The following is a 25,852-nucleotide window of genomic DNA, read 5'->3' on the forward strand; positions in this document are numbered from 1 at the left end:
ATATTTAGTTTTTTTATTAATTAATTCCATTTTATTAATAATTTTTGTTTTAAATTATTTAAAAATAATGTATTTTTTTAATATTGATAAAAATGTTTTCTTTGTAGTTGTAGGTTGTTTTAGTTTATTAATTCCTTTATCAGTTATATTAATTTTTTCGATTTTATTTTGAGTTTTAAAAATGAAAAATCCTATTATTTTAAAATTTAAAGATGTTGATGCTATCGATATTGAAAACTACCCGCAAATTCAAGTTCAAAAATTGAATTACAATTTACAAACAAAAAATGGAGTTATGTCTTACAATCTTGAAGAACATATTCGAAGTAAAATTGCTTGAACACCAAGAGGAACAAAATTATTTTATAAAAAATTTATCAATGAAACTTTTAGTTTCTTTTATAACAATAAAGAACAACTTAATTTAGAAGTAAATTACAAAATATCAAAAGAAGAATTTGCTAAATTTATTTTAAAATACTCAGTTGTTAAAATTGGTGAAAAAATGAACTTAAATTATTTTGATTTTTTAAGTTTTATTAAAAATTATTTAAAATAACAAAAAAACGCTAAAAAGCGTTTTTTTATTGTGTAATGTATTTTCCTTCTGAATCTTTTTGCTTACCTGCAATAGCTAAAATAAAATCTACAAGTGGTCAAATACCCATTCTCATTCAACCAAATAATAGTTTACATACACCTAATCCGATTCTTCCGGCATAAAATCTATCAATACCTAAGCATCCTAAAAAGAAAGAAAGTAGACATAAAGCAACATAACTTTTATCACTTTTTTCTTGTTTTATTTCATAGTAAAAATTATTTTCCATTTTTTTCTCCTAGTGTTGATAATTAAAATTTTTATTTTAATTATTTTTTAAACTAAATTGTTTCTAATTCTGATTCAACTTTAATTAAAGTGTCATTTACTCAAACGATGTCCCCAGGACGAATTTTTGTTGATCTTCCTTGGGCAATTTGTCCGTTAATTTTAACAACATTGTTTTGTAAAAACCCTTTTGCTGCACCACCTGTTTGAATTTCATCTATTTTTTTAAGAAATTGACTAACTTTTATTGAGTCACCTTTTATTTTTATAATCATAATTTACTCCTTATTTCTTAATATCTTCTAAGTGGTGTTATTAATTGCTTGTTTTCTGGATCTTTTTCAGAAATAAAAAGCAATCTATCATATCTAGCACTAATATTTATCTTTATTTTATCATTTTCCAAAACACTTAATGCGTCTTTTAGAAAATTAAAATCTATATCCATTTCAAAATCAGGACCTTCTAAAAGATAATTATTTGTATAAGCTTGAGAACTTCCAATTTCTGGTATTTCAAAATTTAATTTAATTCCTTCTTGTGAAAATTTAAATTCAAGTCTTCTTGCTTTTTCATTAACCATAAAAACGGCTTTATTAATTATTTTTAATAATTCATTTTTATCTATATAAATTACATTTTTAATTTCAAAATCAAATAATTTAGAAGTATCTAAATAATTTAGATTTGTTAGATTTAATTGAATTATTGTTTCTTTATAAGAAATTCCTAATTTAGAGTCATTAAAAAACACAAAAATCTTTTTTGGAGTTTCTTTTGTAATTAATTTTTTCAATGATTTTGCTTCTATAACAACATTAATATCTATTTTTTTATTAGTTTTCATTATTTCTGTTGACATACGATATGAATCTGTTGCAACAAAACGAATTGAATTATCATTTTCTGTTTTTATATTTACACATTTATAAATTGTTGAATTGATTTTATCTGTATTAGTAGCTGTTGAAACAGAAACATCATTAATTATTTTTTCCAATTTTTTAGATTCAGCTTCAAATCTATTATTAGCTTCATTAAAGTCAATCATAAAAAATCTTTGATCATCAATTGTAGCAATTTCAAATTTTGTAGAACCTTCGTAAATTACAACTGTTTCCCCGACTAATTCAAACGTAATTATTCTGTCAAATTTTTTAATTATATTTTTTAAAATAGAAGCATTAATAATTGTTCTTCCATTTCTTTCTAACATAATATTTGTTTCATCAATTTCTAATTCTTTTTTTACTCCAAAACTTGTGTTATTTACTATTAATTTTAAAGAATCAGAATTAATTTCTATACCAATACTTTTTCCGCTTGGAGATGTATCTGCTGTATCTATGTAACTATATATAAAATCAATTATAGGTTCTATAATTTTCTTTTTAATTGAAAACTTCATTTTTTCTCCTTATATAAATAATATGTAATGTTGAAAAGTGTATAAAAAGATAAAAACATCAAAAAATAAATAAATTTAAAAAGAAAAATCAATTTTTAATATTTATTAATTGTGGATAAGATGTTAATATCTTTTTAGTTTATCCCCAAAATCTTATTTTTAATAATTTCAAATTCATTATCTTTATTATTAATTTGATTTTGTTTATGTTTTTTAAAAGCATTTAAGACTGTTGAGTGATCTCTATAAAAATATTTGCCAATTTCTACAGAAGATCAATCAAGCAATTCTTTAAATATATTCATAGCAATATGTCTAGCTACAACAACTTTCGCTTCCCTAGTTTTTCCTAAAATATCTTTTGTATTAATTCTATAATGTTTAGCAATAGTTTTTAAAATATTTTCAGGTAAAATTTCATCTATTTCTTTAACTAAATCTTTAAATATTGAATATATTATTTCTTCTGTATTGTTAGAATTGTTTATTTCTTCTTTATAAAAATCAATTCTCTTTACAGCTCCTATTAAAGAACTTATATTTTTTGAATGATTTCTAATAATATAATTTTTAGACTTTTCATTTATATTAGAAATATTTATTCCATTTTCTGTTAATAAAAATTCCAAAATTTTCATTAAATCTTCTTTTTTAGGTTCATTTATTTTTGTTATAAATCCAGAAGATAATCTTGTGATAAGTTTTTCGTCAAGAACTTCTTTTAAACTATTAATTTCTTTTTGAGAAGCAATGATAGTAGGCTTTTTATTTTGCAATCTAGTATCAATTATTTGAAATATAAAATTTTTAGTAGCTATTTTATTTCCTTCTGCGATTGTTTCAAAATCATCAAATAAGACTAAATCTACATTTGAGTAGTATTCTAATAATTTAGTAATGATATCATTGTTGTTTTCTTTTAATAAATTAACTATATCCCTTAAAAAAATAGCAGGATTAAAATAAACAAAACTTCTTTTTTCTTTTTTAATTTCATTAGCTATTGCGTGTAATAAATGAGTTTTTCCTAAACCAGAATTACTTGTTAAAAAAACTAATGATATATTTGTGTTTTTTTCTATTAAATTTAATGATATTTTAGTACTTTCGTTATTAAACTCACTTTTAACAAAATTATTAATCGTAAATTCATCATTTATTGAGTTATAGAGAAAATTATTAATTGTTTTATCTTTAATTATTGGTTCTGGAATTTTGATAATTTGTTTGTTTTCTTCTTTAATTTTTTCTTGCTTAAAATCTTGGATATTTTGAACTTTATAAGAAAATTGTTCTCCAAAAATTTCTTTAATAGCATTGTTTATTTGTTTTGAATAATATTGTTTATATTTGTCGTAATATTCTACATTTTTAAGATCAAATGATATTAAAACAAAGTTGTTAGAAACACTTAAAATTTTAGATTTTTTAAAAAATGTTTGAAAAACCATGTTATCTTCAATTTGGTTTTTCATATGTTCTTTAAATTGTTCTGTGTAATTATCTAATAAAGCTTTTGTGGTTGTTGAATTTTGGTTATTATCTATATTACTCATACAATAATTTTATTCTTATTTTAATAGATGTGAATAAAATTTATTTTTTTATTTTTTTAATGTTTATAAACATTTTTATTAACAATTTTTAAGTCTATTTTTATAAGCAAAAAGTATTTTATACACATTTTATTTTAAAAATATATATTTTGATTATAAGTATGTGTATAAATATGTTTATATTTTTTACTTATATAAATTTTATCCATATATTTATTCACAACCTAATTAACACGATAAGTAAGAGCTTTGAGTTTTAAATATTGATATAATTAAAATTATGAATAACGAAGTTAAAGAGTTAAAAGGGACATTTAAATCTTTTATTAAAAAAGACGGGGATAAATGAGGACTTATTTATTTTCAACCAGAAAATGAAAAAAGTAAAATTGTGATTTATGCAGTAGCACCATTACCAATGTGTCATGTTGATTATGAAATACTTGTCCAACCAAATAATCGGAATTATCGTTTATTAGAATTTAAACCTTACAAAAAAGAAAATACACAAATTGATTGAGTTGAGTTTTTCAAAAATCATATAAAAGGTGTTGGACAAAAATCGGCGGAAAAAATTAATGAAATTTATGGAGCTAAAATTTTTGATTTAATTAATTTTTATGAAGATAATGAAGAAGAATTAAAAAATAATTTAACCACATCGCAAATAGAGGGTTTTAAAGATTTTTGAAAAATTCCAAGAAACCAAAAAACCATAAAAGAGCTTCTAGGGAAAACTGGTGAAGCAGATATGAGTTCTATTTCGTTTTTTTATAACAATAATTTAGAAATTCTTTATAACAAATTGTTAGAAATTCATGACAATGATGAAAGCATAGATTTTGTGAAGTTTTATACAAAAAACCAACCTTATATTTTGTATACTAAATATAACTTAAATTTATTGTTAGTAGATCAATTTGCTCTTTTATTAAAATACTCAAAATCTTTCCCAGAAAGAGTTAAAGCTTATTTAAAGTTTATTATTCAAGAAAAAGAAAGAGATAATTCAACTCTTTTACCTGCTACAGAAATTTTTGTAGACTTACAAACTAAAACGGAAATAGAATCACCTATTTTGAAAGAAATTCTTATAGATCTTTGCAATCAAGGTTATTTGTTCTACTACAATAAAAATGGAAAAGATTATTTTTCATTAGGTTCGACAAGAAAAAAAGAATTTTTTATTTATGAATTTCTTGAAAAAATAAATAATCAACCTCCAAAAATATTTGATAGTTTAGATTCTTCAAAACTTAATGATTTATCAAAGAAACAACAAGAAGCTTATTTATCTTTTTTAAAAGAAAATATATTAATAATTACAGGTGGCCCAGGAACAGGAAAAACTCATCTTATTAATAAGTTAAATCAAACATTAAAACTCAATCGTTATAAAAATGAAAATGATTATGTAATCTTAGCTCCAACAGGTCGTGCAGCAACAAACATTTCAAATAAAATTAAATCAAAAGTCAAAACAATTCATAGTTTTTTAAGAATTCCAACCGACTTAGAAGAACCGGAATATGACGAAGATCGAGAACTTATTAAAGTTTTAATTATTGATGAGTTTTCAATGGTTAATTTAAATATTTTTGAAAAACTATTAAGATCATGTCCTAATTTAGAAAAATTAGTTTTAATAGGTGATATTGATCAACTACCGGCAATTGGTCCAGGGAATTTATTAGAAAATCTTCTTTTATCGAATAAATTTTCAGCAACTTATTTAGTTGATTATTTTAGAAGTGACTCAAAAACAATTTGAGAACACTTTAATTCAATAAAAAAAGAAGGTGAGTTACCTAAGTTTCATAAAGGAATAGTTGATTTGTATGAATTTAATGATTTAACCTTAACTGATCAGTTGGTTGATCTTTATTCTAAAAAACTTCAAAAGACAGATTTAGAAAATTTAATCTTATTATGTCCGACTTATAAAGGAAATGAAGGTTTAATTAACTTAAATAATTTAATTCAAAATAAAATTAATCCACAAGGAAGGGTTGTCCATACTTATAAAAAATTAGGTCAAACAATTGAGTTTAGAGTTGGTGATAAAGTTATTCAATTAGAAAACAGAATTAATGATGAAATTTATAATGGAGATTTTGGAAGAATTGTTGCTGTTGATGAAGGAACTAGTTCTAAAGCTAAAGATAAGAAAATTAAAATTGAGTTTAATCAAGGACACGAAAATAAAACTATTGTTTACACAAGAGAAGAATTTTATAATCAAATTGCTCTTGGCTATGGTGTTACTGTACATAAATTTCAGGGTAGTGAAATTAATAATGTAATTTTTTTAGTTCATCCAAAACATAATTTTATGTTAACTAAAAAAATGTTATATACAGGGACTTCACGAGCAAAAAAATATTTAGCAATAGTAACCACAAATAAATCAGATTATAGAGAAATTAATTTAAAAAATGAAGTTTACAAAAAAGAAATATTAACAAATTTAGAATTATTCTTAAAAGGAGAAAAATGAAATTAATTGTCGGATTAGGAAACCCAGGAGAACAATACAAATTCACAAGACATAATGTAGGTTTTTTAGCAATTGATAAAATTTGTGAAAAATTGGGGGTTACTTTAAATAAATCAAAATTTAATGGTCAATATGTAAAGATTGATGATCTTGTTTTAGCTAAACCAATGACATATATGAATAAATCAGGCGAATTTATTTCTTCACTTGCAAATTATTTTAAAATTTCCACTGATGACATTTTAGTTATTCATGACGAAAAAGATTTTCCGCTCGGAAAAAGTGCGATCAAAATAGGTGGAAGCGGCGGCAGTCACAATGGAGTTTTAAATATAGTTCAACAATTAGGGACAACTAGTTTTAAACGTTTAAAAGTAGGTATTGATTCACCGCACGAAGGTCCACTTAAAGATTTTGTTTTAGGTCGTTTTAAACCACAAGAAATGTTGGTTTTGGAAAATGTTTTAGAAAAATGCTCTGAAGCAGCGATTGCTTTTTCATTTAATGACATTTTGAGCGTAATGAATAAATTTAATTCAAAATTAAAATAATGCGAAAAAATAAATATTTATTAGCTGTTAGCGGTGGTGCAGATAGTATGTTTTTACTTGATGCTTATAAAAATAAAAATCTTATTGTCTGTTATGTTAATTACAACCAAAGAGAAGACTCTAAACTTGATGAACAGTTGGTACAAGATTTTTGTAATAAAAATAAAATTCCTATCTTTAAATTAATATTGAATAAAAATTCTTATCTTTCAGGTAATTTTCAAGATTGAGCAAGAAAAGAAAGATATTTATTTTTTAAAAAAATTTATGAGCAAGAAAAATGCAATCAACTACTAATTGCTCATCACTTCGATGATTTTTTAGAAACTGCAATTATGCAAAAAAATAGCGGTAAATATATTAATTATTATGGAATTAAAAAAACAAATCATTTTTTAGGAATGAAAATAAAAAGACCGTTGCTTTTTTGTTTTACAAAAGCCAGAATTCTAAGAATTTGCAAAAAAAAGAATATTCCTTATAGAGACGATTACACAAATTTTGAAGATAAATATTTAAGAAATAGAATTAGAAAACAGATAAAAAATTATTCATTTTTTAAAAAAATAATAATTTTTATTTATTTTCTAAAAGAAAATTTAAAACTTAGACAAAAAGAAAAACAAATTAATCTTGAATATAAAATTTGAAAAGAAAATGAGTTTTCCCAAGATGTTTTTGTTAATTTTCTTAACCAAGAATCATTGATTTATAAATTTATTAATCAACATTTTGAAAATGTTAATTTAACCAAAGGAAAAATTAAAGAAATAATTAAATTTTTAGTATCAAAAAACAGAACTAGCAAATATAAATTAGATGATTTTAATTATTTAATAAAAAAAAGAGGAAAATTAGTTTAAAAATAGTTCAAAAATATATAAAAATTTATTTATTAAATGTAATAATTAGCAGAAAAAAAACTCAAATGCTAAATTTTTTTCCAAAATAATATAAAATTATTTCTATATAAATTAGAAAGGAAATATAATGAACAGAAAAAGAAATCCGTGATATATAGTATTTACTATTCTTGTGATTTTAGGTATTATTGGTTTTATTGTTTATTCATTTTTATCTAAAGGATCTGGAACAAGTAATTTAACTTCTTTCACAGAACTTGTTAATAAAGCAGCTTTAAGCGATAGCGATAATATTTATTTTAAAGAAATTAATGCTTTAAATAACAACACTATTTCTTATATTTTACAAGATGGTGATAAATTAATTAATAGCACAGTTGCGGGAAATGTTGATTATTTATCAAACGCAACCCAAGCACTTGCATTTGTTAAAGAAACAGCTCGTAATGCAGCAAGTGATGAAGTTATTCTTAAAGCATTTAAAGGACATATGCAATATTACCTTAACAATGCATATGTAAGGGCGTTTGCAAAACACTACTTACAAACAGGTAAATTTAAAAAAGCTAATGGTGAAGATTCAAATAAAACATTTGCCCAAGTTGCAGAGAAAATTAATGCTGCAGATAGCACAAGTGTTATTAGTAAAGTTTTTGATGTTTTAACATCAAGAAAAACAATCGCAAATGGTGGACTTGGAATCTTCAAAACACAAGCAACAAGACCTGGTGTTTCAAACCCACAATTTGGTAATGTTTGAGAAACATGAAACGGAAAAACATTTGGAGCAAATGAAGTCTTTAAATCAATTGCACAAAATGCAAATGTAAGAACAGAAGCTGACTTTATTGCTGCTCTTGAAAAAAGATTAAGTGACAATATGAGTAATAAATTAAAAGCATTAACAGGAGATCAAAAATACTTCATTGTTTGAAGTGAATAAACTTTTATGCCTTATTATCAAAAATATAAAACACACATTTCAAAAAATCAATTTTATATTTTGATTAGTTTACTCGCATTAATGACTTTACTTTTACTTATTTGAGTTCTAATTCCTTTCACAATTGGAGTTAGTGAACAATATTTAAAAGCAAACGGAATTAATCCAAACAATATTAAAGAGAATCAAGAAGTACAAAATTTAGAAAAGTTAACTCTACTTTCTTATATAGCTAATACTTTAGTGGTTCTCTTTTTTCTTGTTTATTTAATTTTTATTATTAAAAAATTAAAAGCAGGATACTTATTCTTTTTTAGTTGAATTGTTATTTTTATCACTTTTAGTTTCATACCTTTTTTTAAAGATGTTGCAATTTTAACTAGCATTCAACTAGGAGTAGGAATTTGTTTATCAATTATTAGTTGATTAATTGTGTTTGTTTTAATCTATATGACTATCATTTATTGAATGCAACGTAAAGCACATTATTATGAGTGATTTGTCATTCATAAAGGAAAAGCGAGGTAAGAATGGAAAAACTGAAATTATATAATTGATACGGGGAAGCTTTTGATGCAAAATTACCAGAAACTAGTAATAATCTCAAAGCTTATAAACATCAAGTTAATAATGTTTTTACCCGTTTATCTGATAACTTAAAAACCCGAAATAATATTGATAAAGATTTATTTTTACGAGCTAAAACCAAGATTCAAGATAATTTAAAAAGAGAACTTAATAGTCATCAAGTTGCTTATCAAAATAAAATAAAAGTTTATAAAGATTCAATCAAAAAATTATCTTTTGTTAATAAGATTGAATCTTTACTTGAATTTGAATTAAAGAAATTAAAAACTACAAAACGTAATAATAAGAAATATGTTAAAGATTTTATTTATTCACTTGAAAATTCTGGTGATAATTTAAACGATAAACTCGCTAATATTGAGAAATTGGAATCAACAATGAATGCTTCAGAAGCAAAAATGTTCCAAAAATATTGTTTATTTAATGCACTTTTAACATATCTTAGAAAATTTGATGATTTAGAATTTAATTTTAATAAGCTTAAAAAATATCTTGTGAGTGAAGAAATCTCTTTTTTAGAAAAACATCCTGATCCAGGTAAATTTTTACAAGAGTTTTATAGTAAATTAGAAGCTAAAAGACTTAAAATGCTTGCCGAAAAAGATCGATTAATCAAAAAATACCAACAAACAAAAAAATTACAACATGAGCTTTATCGAAAAGAACGTGCAAATATCATTTTATTAGCTAAACAAAAAATTGTGGAGCTTGAAAATGAATTTAATTTAAAAACAGAACAAAATAAATTACGTGCAATTGAATATAAAGATGAAGCTTTATCAAAAATTAAATTACATAAAGAAACAATCTTAAAAAACGAAAAACACAATCAAAAGATTGTTCAACAAATTAAACTAAAAGGTTTAAATAGACGAAAAGAACTTCGTCACCTTTTTGCTCAGTACAAACAAATTCAAATTTTAAAGTTTGAAATTCGCAATATTAAAGACTTTTTGAACTTTTTACAAAAAGAAGGTTTGAAATTCGAACTTCCAGATTTTGGCATGAATCATCTTTCATATAAAGAGCTTCAAGAAAAGAAAGATAATCTTTTAAAAATTGCAAAATCACTAAAATTTGAAGGTCAAAAATTAGTTCTTTATCAAATTGCGATGAAACACTTTTTCTCATGTTTGAATCTCCTTGGAGTGAGAAAAGAAGCCTTAGCACTTTGAAAATCTCAATATTTAGAACAAATTGCCAAGACCTATCAAAATTATAGTTATGAAGCAGATTTTAAATTTGAACAAGCTAAAGCAAATAAAGATTGATTTATTGACGCTTATAAAACTCGGCACAAGTTTTTAGTTGAAAAAATTCAAGCTCAAACAGAATTAGCAATTTTAAAACAAAATGGCGAAATTGATCAAGAAAAGAAATTTGCAAAAGCTGAATTTGATCGTATTTCGAAAGAATATCAAGCAAATTTAAATAGCTTGCAAGCAAAAATCAAAGCAAAAGAAATTTCAAAACAAGCCTTTGCTAATAAGAAAATTGAATATAAAATCAAGGCTAAAGAAGCCAAGTATACAGTTAAATTACAATCAAAAGTTTTACGTAATAAAAGCATTTTACGAACATTATTTATTCGTAAATCAAATGAGCAAAAAATTAATAAGAAAATCTACGAAAGTAAAATTAATGAAGCTCAAAAAACTATTCCAGTTGAAACTTTTAGAAACATAAAGTTTCTAGCAAGTTTTATGGGATTAGTTTTACCTGGTTTACCAGAATTAGTTCTTTTTAAACAATATGCTAAAGGAATTTTAATGGTTCTCTTTTCAATTTTAGTATGAAGTGCTTTTGTGCCATTTGCACTTGGAGCTTATTGAGGTAAAATGGATGGTATTTTTGGATTTAGTGATTTAGGATACCATAAATTTGTTACAGAACCTGGTTCATTCCCTGATGCACGGTACTATCTTTTTGGTGGTGTTGTGTCAGTTATTGTTTTAATTATTTCAATCATTTATTTGGTTGTATCGTCAATTGGTGCATATAGGGTTGCTAAAAGCCTTTATCAAGGCTCAAGACCAAGTAGATGAAGCCATACCAAAAGATGAATGCAAACTTCTGGATTCCCATGAATGATTTCAATTTTTGGTTGAGTGCTTATGGTCTTTATTGTTGTTTCTCCAGTTGTAACTTCAATTTTACTTTCATTTACTAATTTTGGTTTCAACCACCAAGCACCAACTCAATCAGTGAGTTGAGTTGGTTTACAACAATGAGGAAAATGATGAATTTTTAGAAATGCAAACTTATTAAGTTCAATTGGAAATGTTATGACTTGAACTTTAATTTGAACATTTGCTTCAACAGTTTTACCTATTTGTTTAGGAATCTTAATTGCTATTTTAACTAATAATTCAAGACTTAAAGGTAAGAAATTCTTTAGATTAATTTTTATTCTACCATGAGCAATTCCAGCCTTTGTAACTCTTGGATTTATCAAGAATATGTTTGCTTCTGGTGAAACAGGTTTAATTAACTTTATTTTAGGTAAACTTTTTGGAATGAATCCTCGCTCATGATTGCAAGAAATTGGAACAGCTAGAATTTTAGTAATTCTTGTTCAAACTTGAATTGGATACGCTTGAATTTTTATGCTAGTAACAGGTAATTTACAATCAATACCAAAAGATATTTATGAAGCTGGTTCTGTTGATGGAGCGAAAGGTAAACATCTTTTCTGATATCTTACTTTACCTTCACTTTTACTTGCAATTGCTCCGATGTTAATTGGACAATTTGTGGCTGCCTTTAATAATTTCACAACAATTTCTATTTTCACAGGTGGTGGACCTTCATATGCTTACTCAACAACATTTGGAGAAGCCTCAACTGATATCATTATTTCATGAGTTTATAAATTAACTAATGGAACTGTCAAAATTGACGGTAACCAAGCTTTCGGAGCTGCACTTGCTACTCTTGCTTCATTATTTAGCATTGGACTTGCGGCCAGAGGGTTTATTAAATCAATGTCAAGGAGGGATTAATGATGTTTAAGAACAATTTTTATCAACGCACTTTCGATAATGTCAAAATTTCACAAAAGCGTTTAGAACCTAAGCGTTTAAAATTTAATGAATCAGATTCAAAACCTCCGACACCACTTGAAATGATTTGATTATTTTTCAATTATTTTATTTTGATTGTATGATCTTTAATCATTCTTTTTCCGATTATTTCGTTAATTGTGTCTTCATTTAACACTTCAAACCCACGGTTTGTAACAGTAACACCATTTAAATTTGGATTTGACAATTTAAATTACTTATTTAATAGTCCGCAAAGTTTATTTACCACATGATACGGTAATACACTTTATATAGCGATTTTAACTTCTTTAATTTCAACTGTAACAGTTGCACTTAATGCTTATGCTTATTCAAGATTTAAATTTGCTGGTTCAAAATACTCATTAACTGTAATTATGCTTGTTCAAATGATACCTGCAACTTCTTCACTTATTGTTCTTTATATTCTTGTGACAATGGGTGGAGAAGCAGGAATTCCACCAGTGACTATGCTTGTGATTATTTATGCAGGTGGAGCAATTGCAGGAAACACTTTTATGGTCAAAAGTTATTTAGATACAGTTAGTGCAGAACTTGATGATTCAGCGAAAGTGGATGGATGTAATAACTGAGGACTCTTTTTCAAAATTTTAGTACCAGTAATTAGACCAGCTTTAGTTATGGTGGCTCTTTGATCATTTTTAATTCCATTTACTGATGTTATCTTGCCACAATTTGTTCTAGTTTCCGATGATACTAGAACACTAGCTGTTGGGCTACAAAAATTCTTAAATAATCAACAAGATGTTCAAGCTGGTGCTTATACCATGGGAACATTATTAGCTTCAATTCCAGCCTTTATTCTCTTTATGTATCTACAAAGATACATTGTTGGTGGACTTAGTGATGGAGCGGTGAAAGGATAAATATGTTTAAAAAGAATAAACACAAAGAGCTTGTTAATCAAGAAGATCAAGCGATTATTCAAGATTTTGAAACTTTGGATATTGAAAGCATGATTCAAGAAGTTGGAGAAATTAGCAATACTGCAAATGGTGCTCATATTCAACTTGTTAATGTTTCTAAAAAATATGAAGGAAATGAAAAGTACACTTTAAAAGATATTAATTTAGAAATTAAACCTGGAACTTTTTGTATTTTTCTCGGACCTTCTGGATGTGGTAAAACAACTTTATTGAGAATGATTGCCGGATTAAACTCTATTACTAAGGGAGATTTACTTTTTAACTCAAAAAGATATAACAACCTTCTACCAAATGAGAGAAATATTGCAATGGTCTTTCAATCTTATGCACTTTATCCACACATGAATGTTTATAACAATATTTCTTTTGGATTAAAAATTGCCAAAGAAAGAAAAGATATCATCGATCGTAGAGTTAAAGATGTTGCTAAGATTTTAAAAATTGACGAATATTTATATCGTAAACCTAAAGATCTTTCTGGTGGACAAAGACAAAGGGTCGCAATTGGTCGAGCTATCGCTCGTAAACCGCTTGTTTTCTTAATGGATGAACCACTTTCAAACCTTGATGCAAAATTAAGAGAAAGTATGCGTAGAGAAATTGTCAATATTCACCGTATGCTTAATACAACTAGTATTTATGTTACTCATGATCAACTTGAAGCGATGACCATGGGAAATCAAATTGTAGTCTTTAATGATGGACAAATCCAACAAAGTGGAACAGGGAGAGAACTTTATTTTAAACCCGCAAATATTTTTGTCGCTAAATTCATTGGTTCACCAACTATGAATACTTTTGATGCGAAGTTTTCAGATGGTAAAATCGTTTCAAATGATCAAGATATTCATTTACCATTAAGTGATTTAGAAGTTCAAGCTAAATTAAAAGAAAATCAAGATTTAGTAGTTGGTTTTAGAAGTGAAGATATTTTAATTCATACTGAGCCTGGTAAAAATCGAATTAAAGGAAAAATTGCTAACATTGAATTAATCGGGAAAGACCAATTAGTAGCGGTTAAAGTAAATAAAGAAATTGAATTTATTGTCAATGCATCAAATAATGTCGAATATGAACTTTATTCATATGTTTATTTAGAATTTGTTGAATCAAGAATTCATATCTTTGACAAAACTACAACAAATCGAGTGAACTAATGTTTTCAGATTTAAAATTAAAAATCAAGCAATTTAATGCTTCACAAAATTATTTAGCACGCAAAATTTTGTTAGTTAGTTTAGCTCTTGTTTTTACATTTCTCTTTGTCATCATGATTAGTGAATCTGTTTATTTTAAACAATATATTAAACTTGATGCTGCAATTTTAAAAGCGAAATTAAACAAAACAGAAATTGATTTAAATCAACTTTCACCAGCTTACGCTTTACAAAAAGTTTATTACACACTAGCTAGTTTAATTTTAGTTGCACTGACAATTGGTTTTATCTTTAATCTTGTAATTTTAATTTTCTTATTTACTAATAAGTATAATGGAGATAAATATTTTAGATTCTTATACTACTCTACCTCAATTAGTTTTATTTTACTTTTCTTCTTAATTTCACTTCAACCAGAAAAAACTTATATTACAGATCGAAGAGTTGAAGTTATGGATGGAATGTCGATTACTATTAATGAAAAGATTTTAGTCAATGAAATTAGTTATAAATGATTTTGAGTAGCTCTTGCTCTTGCTTTTCTTGGTTTAATTCTTAGCATTGTTGCAAAAACCAAATTAGGATATCTTAAAAACTCTATTTTCCTTGCAAGAAAAATAGATGATACAAATTCTTTAAAACAAAAAATTAGAGAGATAGAAGAAGGAAGAGTGGCAAGCAACTAAAAATCTTTTTGTTAATTCTAGATTAACATAGAAAAATTAGACACTAAACAAATTTTTGTTAAGTGTCTTTTTTGTTTTCATTTAGTTTAATTAAAATATTTATTTTTTTATTCAATCTTTTTTATAATTACTTTAAAGGAGAATATAAACATGATTAGAAAATATAAAAAAATTTTAATTTGAAGTTTAATTACAGTAACAACATCCGCTTCACTTGCTACTTTGACTTATTATATTTATGGAGATAAAAATCAAACATATGAAATTGAAGCTCCAAAATCAATTTCACATTTGAATAAATTAAAACTAAAAAAACAAGAATTTATTGATAAGAAAAATGAAATTTTAGAAAAACACTTGTTTAAAAGTGATGAAAAATTTATTTTTTATGATTGAAAAAAAATTAAGAACATAGAATTTAATTATTATTTAGTAAATCTTTATCGCAGAAGTAATTTTAAAAATTTGAGATTTAAAAATCAACTTTCAAATATTTTTAAATTAGATAAAATTAGTGATTTACCTCTTGTAATTTTTGATAATTATTTATATTCAATTGCTTTAGAACCTAATTTAGAAAATGAAGAATGAAAAGAAAAAATTAAAAATTATTTAAAGAAATTTTGAAATAAAAAATTAAATTATTTATATGACAAGAAATTAGATTCGTTTGGAATTACTGCTTTTGCAGATATTAATATTAAAATTTATTCAGCACTAAAAGAAATCGGTTTAAGTTCAATTCTTTCGGAATTAGATTTTTCGAATCAATTAATTTCTTTGAAAAAAGCACTGGAAGATAAAGTTAATGAAAATGAAAATTTATCTTTAAATAAAGATTATTTACTAAAAATATTAAAAATTAAACAAATTCTTAATGAAGATCTTACTAATGATGAAAAAACATTTTTAATAAATTTCAAAAATGATATTGAAAATGAAATTATTACTAGTTATGATTTTGATTTAGCAACAATGGAGTATATATGATCAGTTTATGAACTTTTAAATCATTATTCAGTGGAAAATAACATTTTTTCTTCAATTGAAAATAATTCATTTTTTCAAGAAGATAAAATTAAACAAGATAAATATATGTTTTTATTTTTGAATTCAACATTTTGAATCAATAAGTTTAATTTATGAGAAGAAAATAAAAAATTAACTTATTTACAACAAAATTTAGATTCAATTGACTTTTATTACAATCTAGATTCTTTTATTGCGTACTCTTATTCTTTATTTTTGCCTTTTGATCAGAATATTGCACTAAGTTTTATTAAGTATTTATTTTCCTCATTTAGAGAAACTCAACAAGCTTTAAGTTTCAAAAATTTACTAAATATTTATTTTGCTTTAAAAATTTTAAATGAAAATGATCTTAAAATTTCTAATGATATCATTGATAGAATTAATAATCTTTTATTAAATAATTTGAATATTTCAGAAAGTTATGAAACTTTAATAATTCTTGGTTGTTTATTTCAAATTAAACACTATGACATCAAGAAAAAAATAATAGTTCCTATCAAAAAGGTTGCAGAAACAAAACAACTTATTAATAATTTAAAACAAATTTCTAATATTGATTTAGCAATCATTTTTAAAGACCTTTCTTATTTCTTAGATTTGAAAATTAATTGAGAAAATATTTTAAAAAATGATGATTTTAGAAATTTATATTATTTTCTTTTTGATATAATACCAAATGAAAATAAAAAACAAGAATATAGTCAAGAAACTAAATCAGGATAAAAAAATTAGACACATTCCAAAAAGAAAGGAGCGTGTCTTTTTTATGCGTTTAAAACAATTTACAAAAGAACAAAAATTAAAATATATCCACATTTACCAAAAAGAAGGTTTTGAAATAGCGATTATAACTTTAAATCAGGATAAAAAAATTAGACACATTCCAAAAAGAAAGTAAACTGGGACACGAAAAGTGGACAAAAAGTTTAATTTACTAAAACACCTCAACACTCTTGAGGTGTTTTTCAATTTAATACTGATTGAATTCTTTCGTTGTTGTATCAAAACACAAAATCATCAATCAGTGATTTTAATTCATTAAAAGTTATTTTTGTAATATCGATTAATTTTAAACATTCTGATTTTAAAATTGAAAAGAAATATTCTGCTTCTCTATTATCTAAAGAATTTCCTACTCTACCCATTGATACAACACCATTGTTTTTCTGAATTAAATCTACATAAGTTTTTGAAGAATATTGGAAACCATGATCAGAATGAGCTATTCATTTTTTATCCATTTTGATTTTAGACATATGTTCCATTACTAGTTCTAAATCATTTCTTTTTGAAAGATTATAATTAACAACAAATTTGCTTTTGTGATCAATCGCAACAGATAAAAATACAAAATTGTTTAAGCAATCTTTTGGTGCAGAAATATAAGTAACATCAGTGGCAATTATTTGGTTTGTCTCTCCGTGATAATCACGATTAACAAGATCTATAAATTTTACGTTTGTGTTCTTTTGTTCTCTATCTATTTTCTTTCTTCTGATTAAACAAAATAAGTTTAATCTTCTCATCGCTCTACCAATAGTCCTATAATTTAGATCTATTTGGAATTTTGTTCTAATATAACTTTCCAATCTTTTTCTACCAAACAAACCCTTATTTTTCTTAAATGACTTAATTATTAATTCATCATATTTAGTATTTACAGATTTTTTTCTTGTTTGCTGCTCTTTAGTTTTTAGATTGTGAATTGTTGACTTAGATTTATTAAAGCATAGGCCCAATTTTCTTGTAGAAAGTGAAGATTTCTTAATTTTAGAAATATCAACTTCAATATTATTTCTATCAAAAGAGTCTTTATAAATTTCTAAAATTTCAATCAATTGTTCCTTAGGCATTTTTTCTCATTCCTTTTTTACAATTTCAATAGGAGTAATTTTTTGCCTTTTTGGTCTACCTGACCCTTTACCTTTTTTAGATGATTTACCTGTTTGCGATTCTATATTTATCATTCCTAAATTATATCTGTTATACTTGAAGACAAAATATTTTTTAGCCTCATTGAATTTTCTATCAAAAAAACTAAAACCTCTGATTGAATAATATTTAAGTTCAAAATCATTTTTTGATATCAAATTATTTTTGTAATCTTCATAACTACCGAATAGTTCTAATCATTCATGTGCCTTTAATTGTCTCATAATACCTCCTAAATATATAAAAACACGAAATATGGTTGTGTCCATATTTCGTGTCCTAGTTTAAAGGAGTGTGTCTTTTTTATGCGTTTAAAACAATTTACAAAAGAACAAAAATTAAAATATATCCACATTTACCAAAAAGAAGGTTTTGAAATAGCGATTATAACTTTTGTTGAAGATTTTTGAGAAAGATATCAAATCATAAAACAAAGAAAAGAGGGTAAGCATGAAAATCCTTATAGAAGAGCGAAAGCTTTATTAAAGAGTTGGATAAAAATATATAATTCTAACATGAATAATTTAGAAAGTAAATCAGGTAAAAGTAAAAAACCTAACTCAGGAAGAAGAAAAAGAGTTAGCATCAATGAATTGTGTGAGGAAGATAGAGATCTTTATCAGGATATTATGGAAGAAATTTTGGAAGAAAGAGGAATAAAACAACAAGAAATTTTTGAAAAAATTAGAAAAAGAAAAGAAGAAAAAAGTAAACAATTTAGAAATATTTCAAAAATTTCATTAGTTTTGAAATTAAATCGAACTTCTTTTTATTACTCTTATTCTAAGAAAGAAAAAATTGACAAAAAGAAATATATTGATCATGAATTAATTAATTGAATTAATTTAGAAGCTAAAAATTCTAATTTTGTTATAGGAAGAGATAAACTTTATCAAAAATACTTATTAACGCACCAAAAAAGAATTTCTTCATATTTATTTAGACTAAATTATGAATTTAATCAATATAAATCAAGAGCATATCAAAAGAAAAAATCAAAGAAAAACAAAGAGGTAAAATTCTCTAGAATCTGAGCATCAGATTTAGTTCAAGGAAATTTTAAATCAAATTATTTTGGTGAAAAATTACATGCAGATATTAAATTTATTAAAACAAAAGAAGGAATGAGATTTCTTCATGTTATCACCGAAACTTTTAGTAACACTGTTTTAAATTGAACTTTATCGGATATAAGAGATTCTGCATCTACTATAAAGCTTGTTCAAGATACTCTTGATAAACATCAAATCAAACCTACTATTTTTCATTCAGATCACGGAATTGAATATGCAAATTTTGCCTTTTCTAAATTTTTAAAAAATGTAAATACTAAACAATCAATGTCTCCAAAAGGTAATTCATTAGCAAATAGACCTTCCGAATTTATTTTTGCATTAATTCAAAGAGAATTATTAGATTTTTATGAAACTGATAAAATGTTAGATAGCGAAGTGAATTCGATCATATCTAAATATTTTTCTTGATATAACTTCGAAAGACCTCAATCAAATTTAAATTGAAAAACGCCGCATGGTTTTTTAACACATGCGACGTTAAGTGTCTAATTTATTTATCCTAATATATATTTTCATTTTATGTTTTTTTTTTTTTTTGAAGGGAAAAACATGACTAGTCAAATCAAAAAATTTTTAAAAATAAATAAAAAATTTTTGGACTTTTTTAAAAAATAATGTATCATATTATCAGTGGTTATAGCAAAGGGGATCACCTGAATCCATTCCGAACTCAGTAGTTAAGCCCTTTAGTGCCGACGATAGCCGAAAGGTGAAAATAGGGAGCTGCTATTTTTTTTATTCTTTTTTTGAAAATAATAATGCACTAAATTAAAAAGTGCATTTTTTTATCTTTTTTTATTGAAAAATTAACTTTTTACTTTATAATTAAATTACAAGGAGATAAAATGTTAAAAGATGTAACTAAAAAAGAATTATTAGAAAATTTAGGTAAAGGTCTTCAATTGGTTGTGTTTTACGCAGATTGATGCGGGCCATGTAGAATGTTCAAGGGTTCATTAGAAGAACTTAGCGAAAAAGATGGTGTTTCAATTTTTAGAGTAAATATTGATAATGAAAGAGAACTTGCAATTGAACATAATGTTAGTTCAATTCCTTATATGGTTGTTTATTTTGATGGAAAACCTGTTAAAACATCACTTGGTTATAAACCTTATGAAGCTTTAAAAGAAGAATTAGCAGCTTATTTATAAGAAACAAAAAATAAAAATCCACAAATTATAAACTAGGACAATAAAAATTAACATTCCTTCGAATGTTAATTTTTTATATTTTTAAAGGAGAAAAAATGGGTAAACATTTTACAGAAGAACAAGAAAAAGAAATTTATAATACATTTTTTCAATTAGGCAAAAAGTATGCAATTGAACTTATGTATAAATATGGTGCAAAAGCAAAAGATAAATATGTGAAAGCAAGATTACGAGGAATATTAAAACATTATAATTGTAATATGAATAAAAAACCAAGAAAGCCTGGAAGTGGTAGGTCAAGAAAAGTGAAAGAACAAGATATAAATTGAGACATTTTTACACGAGAAGATTTAATTGAAATTGCAAAAAGATATAGAGAAATTACAAGAGATAAATTTAAAACAGAGAAAGTTCAAGAGGCATCAAATATTAATATGGCTTCGTATAAACTTGCTATTTTGTTGTATCTTTGTAGACAAACAATATCCAAACATAAAAGAAATAATTTTGCTCCTAGAATTAAATCCAGAAAAATAAAGTACCAAGACTTGATTATTGATTCATTTAAACAAAATAGATCTAAATATGGTAGACAAAAATTAAAATATTTTATCTTAAAGCACTATAAAATAGACATAAACGAAAGAACTCTAGGAAGATATATGAATGCCTTAGGTTTATTTTGCAATATCAGAAAAAGAAAAAAATTAAAAGAAGTAAAGAACACATCTGTCATAAAAGAAAACATTGTGAATAGAGATTATAACGATGTATATAACAGAAATATATATGCTACTGATGTAACATATCTCCCAGCGACAAAAGATGCGATAAACAATAATGTTTATCTTTCAGTAGTGATTAAACATAAAACTAAAGAAATAATTAGTTTTTCTCTTTCCAAATTTAATGATTCAAAATTAATTTACAAAACATTTGAAAATGTTGATTTTGAAAAAAGTTTTATACTACATTCAGATCATTGCTCAACTTATACATCTGATGATTTTTCTCGTTTTATTCAAAATAAAGGTGGAATAATTTCACTTTCAAAAGTAGGAAATAGTTTAGATAATAGAGTTGTGGAATATTGATTTTCAAATTTAAAAACTGAATTAATTAGAGATTTAAATATCAAAGCTATGACTTTGAGTGAACTAGAAAAAGTAATATCTAATTATGTTAATTGATACAACAAATTTAGAATTCAATCATGTCTGAATTGAAAAACCCCATACGAATATAGTATGGGGCTATCCAATTTGATAAATTGTTAATTTTTTCTGTCCTAGTTTAATTATGTGGATTTTTTGATGCGAATTTTGCACATGGTGCCGACAACTGGACTTGAACCAGCGACCACCTCCTTACCATGGAGATACTCTACCTACTGAGCTATGACGGCATGTATAGAAATTTTAACATATTTAACAAAATAATGGGATTAAAAAAATCAACAAGTAATTGTTGATTTTAAAACATACCCCCAAATCCACCTGCACCAGGGAATTTTCCGGCTTTAACATTTTTGACCATTTCAGTCATTCTTTTGGTCATCATATCAAATTCATTTAATAATTTATTATATTCTTGGGCACTTCGTCCACTTCCTTTTAAAATTCTTTCTTTTCGAGTAGTTTGTTTTAAAAGTTTTGGGTTTTGGCGTTCTCTTTTTGTCATTGAAGACATTAAAATTTGATAAACATGAAGTTTTTCTTCGGCTTCATCAATTTTACTTTCATCAATTTTACCAGCTAAGCCACCAGGTAACATTTTTAAGATTTTTGAAAATTTTCCTAAACTTTTCATTTGTTTGATTTGTTCAAGAAAATCATCAAGATTAAATTTACCTGAAAGCATTCTTTCGATTAGTGTCTGAGCTTTATCTTGATCGATAACATCTTGAGCTTTTTCAACAAGTGACATAACATCACCCATTCCAAGAATCCGATCAGCCATCCGATCAGGATGGAATAAATCTAGATTACTTACCTTTTCACCGGTACCAATAAAATTAATTGGTAAGTTTAAAACTTGTCTTAAACTTAAAGCTGCTCCACCACGAGCATCAGAATCTAATTTAGTAATGATTGTTCCGGTTAAATTTAATTTTTGATTAAATGTTTCTGCAACATTAATAATATCTTGACCACTTAAAGCATCAGCTACAAATAGAGTTTGATTAGGTTTTGCTACTTTTTTAGCAAGAATTAACTCTTCCATTAATTTTTCATCAATACTTAAACGACCTGCGGTATCAATAATAATTAAATCATTGCCATTTTCTTTGGCTTGTTGAAATGCGTTTTCGATAATTTGATCAACAGAACTATTAATTCCCATTTCAAAATAATCAATTTGAATACTTTTAGCTAAAGTTACAAGTTGATCGATAGCGGCTGGACGATAAATGTCAGCTGCAACAACAAGTGGTTTTTCAACCATTTTCTTTTTTCTAAAATAATAAGCTAATTTTGCAGTTGCTGTTGTTTTCCCAGAACCTTGAAGACCAGTCATTAAAATCACATAAGGTTTTTTATCGATTTTAATTTCTTTTGTAGTTCCACCTAAAATTGCAACTAATTCTTCATGAAAAATTTTAAGCATTTGTTGTGAAGGATTTAATTTTCCTACAATTTCTTGTTCAAGTGCTTTTTGTTTTACATTATTAATAAAAGTTTTAACTACTTTAAGATTAACATCGGCTTCTAAAAGCGACATTTTGACTTCTCTTGTAATTTCTAAAATATCAGCTTCATTTAAAACTGTTTTTTTAGCCATCTTAGCTAAACTTTTTTGAAATTTTCTTTCTAAAAATCCTAACATGTTTATATTATACCTTAATCTTTAAATTAATTACTAGATCGATACTAAGGAATAAAAAAAGCTTTTTTTCTGACTTTTTTTGTTCTTTTTTAGTACTTTTAAAATATTTTTTTATTTAGCAATTGAGTGGGAAAAGTGCAAATATTGGTATAATAATTTATATGATAGATTTAACAGTTAAATACAAGGAAAGAATTGACAAATATATTGCAAATAACACAGATATTTCTCGAAATGATGTGAAGCAATTAATTTTAGAAAATGCAATTTCAGTAGATGGGATGGTTATTATTCAACCAAAGTTTCAAGTTCGTGAGGGTCAAAAGATTTTAATTGAACGAGTAATAGATAAAGAAATTCATATCGAAGCTCAAAAAATGGAATTAGATATTCTTTGAGAAGATGAATATCTTTGTGTAATCAATAAACCAAGTGGACTAATTGTTCACCCTGCACCAGGACATACAGAAAACACTCTGGTTAATGGACTTTTATACCACTTTAAAAATAACTTATCGAATGAAAATGGACTTTTACGTCCGGGAATTGTGCATAGAATTGATAAAGATACAAGTGGTCTTTTGATTATTGCTAAAACTAATGAAGCACATAAATTATTAGCAGATATGTTTGCAGATCATACAATTAATCGTTCTTATTTAGCTATTTGTGATGGTGTTATCCAAGATAAAAAAATGCGTTTAGAATTACCGATTGGTCGTAGCGTAAAAGATCGACAAAAAATGGCAGTTACAAACCAAAATTCTAAACACGCAATTACTAATGTGACTTTATTGAAAACATTTTATTTAGATAATTTACCAAAAAGTTTAATTAAATGTGAATTAGAAACAGGTAGAACTCACCAAATTAGAGTGCATATGGCTTATATAAAAAATCCGATTTATGGAGATCCAGTTTATAATAAATATATTGATGAGTTTGGTCAAAGATTGCATGCTTATCGTCTAACCTTTACTCATCCAATTACAAAGGAAAATTTAATATTTTATTCAAAACCTCCTCATGATTTTGATGTAGCAGGATTGAATTTTGAAGAATTTATTAAAGAGGAAGAAAAGGAGCAAAATGCTTAAAAGAAGTGAATATTTAAAATTTAAATCAATTTCTGAACTTTGAAGTCATGAAAAAGATACTTTTAGACCTTGAATTATTGGATTGATTATTGTTTTTGGAATTTTAATTGCTTTACCAATTGCAAAATTAATTATTCTTGGTATTAATCATTCATGATTTCTTAATAATTTACAAACCACAGTTAATGGTTCGCAAGCGATGACTTCTATTTCAGAAGTTCGCTCACTTTATATTAATACAGCAATAGGTGCGTTCTTACCCTTATTATCACTAGTGGTGTTTTTAGGAAGCTTACGTGATTCATATCTTAAAAAAGATTTTAGCTTTATTTCTAATTGACCTTTACTAGTAATGGCTCTTTTGGCTATTTTTCAGTTTTATAGTTTAATTAGTATTTTTATTTTTGGAAGAAGCGATCTTTTATTTTCTAAAGGTACACCTTTTTTACCACTTAATGTTATTACGATAGTTTCTTCATTTTTTACAATTGTTTCTTGATTCTTTGTTTCAAGAGAAGTTGCGGCAATTAGAAATGCTTTCATTGCAATTCACCGTAGACAACTTATGGAAAAAATGGAAAAATCATTCCAAGAAATGATGCAAAATCAAAGTTTCACTAATCCATTTACTGGACAAAAATCTAATGAATTTTCATGAAGTTCAAGTTTTGAAGACCAAGAAACAAATAAAAAAGAAGCAGAAACTCAAACCAATTTTAATGTTAGTCCTGATGAAGAATACAAAACTCAACAAATTAAAAAGCTTTTAAATTTACCACAAGATCAACTTTATAAAATTGCTCAAAAATTAAATATCGTTGGTTATGAGGATTTAACAAAAGAAGAACTTTCTCAAAAAATTTACTACTACACAGAAGGACAAAATAAGAAATAGTTCAGTTTGCCTGAACTTTTCTTTTTTAGATTATGAAAGAACAAATTAAATCAATTAGTTTTGATGACAAAATTTATTATTATAAAGTAACGGAAAGCACATCTAAAACTAGCAAGGCTCGAATTAATAAAGGTGAATTAGAAATTATTTTTTCAAAAAACCTTGATCAAAAGAAGCGAGAAGTGTTTATTAAAGAGTCAATCGAAGAATTAAAAGAAACTTGAATGAGGCACTATCATAAACCTTTAAAAAGTTACAAAAATACTTTTAGTTACTTTGGTAAAATTGTTGCTTTTCGACCTGCAAGCAAGTTTTGGCCCGTACTGGTTCTTTATGATGTTGAAACAAATGAAATACTTTTTAGTCATCCAGATCTTCTTTTAACTATTGATCAAAATGGAAATTATTTGAACGAGCAAAATCAAGTCAAAATTGCAAAATGATTAAAATCGGAATTATTTGTCTTTTTGGAACAAACTCAGCGAAAATTAGAAAAGAAACTTGGAATAGACTTTTACGATCTTTTTGTGCGTGATAAAGTTGGGACATGAGGGACGAATCACGTTTCTAAAAAAGCGATATATTATAATTTTCATTTACATATTTTTAATAAAGAAATTATTGAAGCAGTTGTTCTGCATGAACTAGCACACCATTTTTATCATGGACATGGAACCGATTTTTATGATTTTGTTGTTCAGCACTGTCCAAATTATAAAAAAATAGCAGATGAATTAAATTTAGATTAAAAAACAC

24 protein-coding genes, 1 tRNA gene and 1 rRNA gene are annotated in these 25,852 nt (G+C 25.3%); 19 read left to right on the forward strand and 7 right to left on the reverse strand.

The genetic code is table 4. From position 1 onward, the window contains the following. The first annotated feature begins 67 nt into the window (after positions 1-67). Entirely contained in the window at positions 68-559 is a 492-nt protein-coding gene (locus tag EXC53_RS00440; RefSeq protein ID WP_129724527.1) for a hypothetical protein, read from the forward strand. A gap of 25 nt (positions 560-584) precedes the next feature. Here EXC53_RS00440 and EXC53_RS00445 read toward each other — a convergent pair whose 3' ends face one another. The 4 genes from EXC53_RS00445 to EXC53_RS00460 form a co-directional block, all read right to left on the reverse strand. Next, positions 585-830 (reverse strand): TM2 domain-containing protein, encoded by a 246-nt coding sequence (locus tag EXC53_RS00445; RefSeq protein ID WP_119572315.1) that lies wholly within the window; start codon positions 828-830, stop codon positions 585-587. Positions 831-882: 52 nt separating this feature from the next. Next, complete coding sequence (locus EXC53_RS00450) at positions 883-1,104, reverse strand: RNA-binding S4 domain-containing protein (protein WP_119572316.1); 222 nt, start codon at positions 1,102-1,104, stop codon at positions 883-885. Positions 1,105-1,121: 17 nt separating this feature from the next. Then, a complete protein-coding gene (locus EXC53_RS00455; protein WP_119572317.1) occupies positions 1,122-2,237 on the reverse strand; it encodes a DNA polymerase III subunit beta in 1,116 nt (371 codons plus the stop codon). 134 nt (positions 2,238-2,371) lie between these two features. Then, positions 2,372-3,793: a helix-turn-helix domain-containing protein gene (locus EXC53_RS00460; protein WP_129724529.1), complete on the reverse strand. Its 1,422-nt coding sequence runs from the start codon at positions 3,791-3,793 to the stop codon at positions 2,372-2,374. A 280-nt stretch (positions 3,794-4,073) separates the two neighbouring features. On the opposite strand from EXC53_RS00460, the gene EXC53_RS00465 reads away from it, so the two are divergent. The 11 genes from EXC53_RS00465 to EXC53_RS04320 all read left to right on the forward strand — a co-directional run bounded on the left by EXC53_RS00465 (position 4,074) and on the right by EXC53_RS04320 (position 17,017). After that, positions 4,074-6,296, forward strand: a complete 2,223-nt coding sequence (locus tag EXC53_RS00465; protein WP_119572291.1) for an ATP-dependent DNA helicase — start codon at positions 4,074-4,076, stop codon at positions 6,294-6,296. Next, positions 6,287-6,841: an aminoacyl-tRNA hydrolase gene (gene pth, locus EXC53_RS00470; RefSeq protein WP_119572292.1), complete on the forward strand. Its 555-nt coding sequence runs from the start codon at positions 6,287-6,289 to the stop codon at positions 6,839-6,841. The genes EXC53_RS00465 and pth overlap by 10 nt, the downstream gene beginning before the upstream one ends. Next, complete coding sequence (tilS, locus tag EXC53_RS00475) at positions 6,841-7,704, forward strand: tRNA lysidine(34) synthetase TilS (protein ID WP_119572293.1); 864 nt, start codon at positions 6,841-6,843, stop codon at positions 7,702-7,704. Before pth ends, tilS begins: the two co-directional genes overlap by 1 nt. 127 nt (positions 7,705-7,831) lie before the next feature. Beyond that, positions 7,832-8,647, forward strand: a complete 816-nt coding sequence (locus EXC53_RS00480) for a hypothetical protein (protein WP_129724531.1) — start codon at positions 7,832-7,834, stop codon at positions 8,645-8,647. A gap of 6 nt (positions 8,648-8,653) precedes the next feature. Further along, a complete protein-coding gene (locus EXC53_RS00485; RefSeq protein WP_119572243.1) occupies positions 8,654-9,175 on the forward strand; it encodes a hypothetical protein in 522 nt (173 codons plus the stop codon). Between the two features lie 2 nt (positions 9,176-9,177). Continuing rightward, positions 9,178-12,237: an ABC transporter permease subunit gene (locus tag EXC53_RS00490; protein ID WP_119572242.1), complete on the forward strand. Its 3,060-nt coding sequence runs from the start codon at positions 9,178-9,180 to the stop codon at positions 12,235-12,237. 2 nt (positions 12,238-12,239) lie between these two features. Next, on the forward strand, positions 12,240-13,184 hold the full coding sequence (locus tag EXC53_RS00495; RefSeq protein ID WP_119572244.1) for a sugar ABC transporter permease: 945 nt from the start codon (positions 12,240-12,242) through the stop codon (positions 13,182-13,184). 2 nt (positions 13,185-13,186) lie between these two features. Beyond that, positions 13,187-14,401 carry an ABC transporter ATP-binding protein gene (locus EXC53_RS00500; RefSeq protein ID WP_119572241.1) on the forward strand — a complete coding sequence of 405 codons (1,215 nt, stop codon included), beginning with the start codon at positions 13,187-13,189 and terminating at the stop codon, positions 14,399-14,401. Further along, positions 14,401-15,087: a hypothetical protein gene (locus EXC53_RS00505; protein ID WP_129724533.1), complete on the forward strand. Its 687-nt coding sequence runs from the start codon at positions 14,401-14,403 to the stop codon at positions 15,085-15,087. The genes EXC53_RS00500 and EXC53_RS00505 overlap by 1 nt, the downstream gene beginning before the upstream one ends. A gap of 150 nt (positions 15,088-15,237) precedes the next feature. Further along, positions 15,238-16,842 carry a hypothetical protein gene (locus tag EXC53_RS00510; protein ID WP_129724535.1) on the forward strand — a complete coding sequence of 535 codons (1,605 nt, stop codon included), beginning with the start codon at positions 15,238-15,240 and terminating at the stop codon, positions 16,840-16,842. 43 nt (positions 16,843-16,885) lie between these two features. After that, entirely contained in the window at positions 16,886-17,017 is a 132-nt protein-coding gene (locus EXC53_RS04320; RefSeq protein WP_268926792.1) for a hypothetical protein, read from the forward strand. A 28-nt stretch (positions 17,018-17,045) separates the two neighbouring features. On the opposite strand, the gene EXC53_RS00515 is transcribed toward EXC53_RS04320, so the two are convergent. Then, positions 17,046-18,320, reverse strand: a complete 1,275-nt coding sequence (locus EXC53_RS00515) for an IS3 family transposase (protein ID WP_129724537.1) — start codon at positions 18,318-18,320, stop codon at positions 17,046-17,048. Positions 18,321-18,356: 36 nt separating this feature from the next. Here EXC53_RS00515 and EXC53_RS00520 point away from each other — a divergent pair, with 36 nt between their 5' ends. The 4 genes from EXC53_RS00520 to EXC53_RS00535 all read left to right on the forward strand — a co-directional run bounded on the left by EXC53_RS00520 (position 18,357) and on the right by EXC53_RS00535 (position 21,555). Continuing rightward, positions 18,357-19,616 (forward strand): DDE-type integrase/transposase/recombinase, encoded by a 1,260-nt coding sequence (locus EXC53_RS00520; RefSeq protein ID WP_129724539.1) that lies wholly within the window; start codon positions 18,357-18,359, stop codon positions 19,614-19,616. Between the two features lie 137 nt (positions 19,617-19,753). Continuing rightward, positions 19,754-19,859: ribosomal RNA gene (gene rrf, locus EXC53_RS00525) — 5S ribosomal RNA — on the forward strand. A 113-nt stretch (positions 19,860-19,972) separates the two neighbouring features. Further along, positions 19,973-20,278 carry a thioredoxin family protein gene (locus tag EXC53_RS00530; protein WP_119572361.1) on the forward strand — a complete coding sequence of 102 codons (306 nt, stop codon included), beginning with the start codon at positions 19,973-19,975 and terminating at the stop codon, positions 20,276-20,278. 62 nt (positions 20,279-20,340) lie between these two features. Further along, entirely contained in the window at positions 20,341-21,555 is a 1,215-nt protein-coding gene (locus EXC53_RS00535; RefSeq protein WP_129724541.1) for an IS3 family transposase, read from the forward strand. Between the two features lie 52 nt (positions 21,556-21,607). Here EXC53_RS00535 and EXC53_RS00540 read toward each other — a convergent pair. Beyond that, positions 21,608-21,683, reverse strand: a tRNA-Thr gene (locus EXC53_RS00540). Positions 21,684-21,751: 68 nt separating this feature from the next. Then, entirely contained in the window at positions 21,752-23,104 is a 1,353-nt protein-coding gene (gene ffh / locus EXC53_RS00545) for a signal recognition particle protein (protein WP_119572012.1), read from the reverse strand. Between the two features lie 161 nt (positions 23,105-23,265). Between ffh and EXC53_RS00550 the strand changes: the two genes are divergently transcribed. From EXC53_RS00550 to EXC53_RS00560, 3 genes are read left to right on the forward strand one after another with little or no spacing between them, the layout of a single operon-like run. Continuing rightward, positions 23,266-24,201, forward strand: coding sequence for an RluA family pseudouridine synthase (locus tag EXC53_RS00550; protein ID WP_119572013.1), 936 nt, complete (start codon positions 23,266-23,268; stop codon positions 24,199-24,201). Then, positions 24,194-25,096: a hypothetical protein gene (locus EXC53_RS00555; RefSeq protein ID WP_119572014.1), complete on the forward strand. Its 903-nt coding sequence runs from the start codon at positions 24,194-24,196 to the stop codon at positions 25,094-25,096. The genes EXC53_RS00550 and EXC53_RS00555 overlap by 8 nt, the downstream gene beginning before the upstream one ends. Positions 25,097-25,128: 32 nt before the next feature. After that, positions 25,129-25,845, forward strand: coding sequence for a YgjP-like metallopeptidase domain-containing protein (locus EXC53_RS00560; protein WP_119572015.1), 717 nt, complete (start codon positions 25,129-25,131; stop codon positions 25,843-25,845). The last annotated feature ends 7 nt before the right edge of the window (positions 25,846-25,852 follow it).

The sequence above is a fragment of the Mycoplasmopsis gallopavonis genome, from assembly GCF_900660635.1.
GTDB classification, from domain to species: domain Bacteria; phylum Bacillota_I; class Bacilli_A; order Mycoplasmatales; family Metamycoplasmataceae; genus Mycoplasmopsis; species Mycoplasmopsis gallopavonis.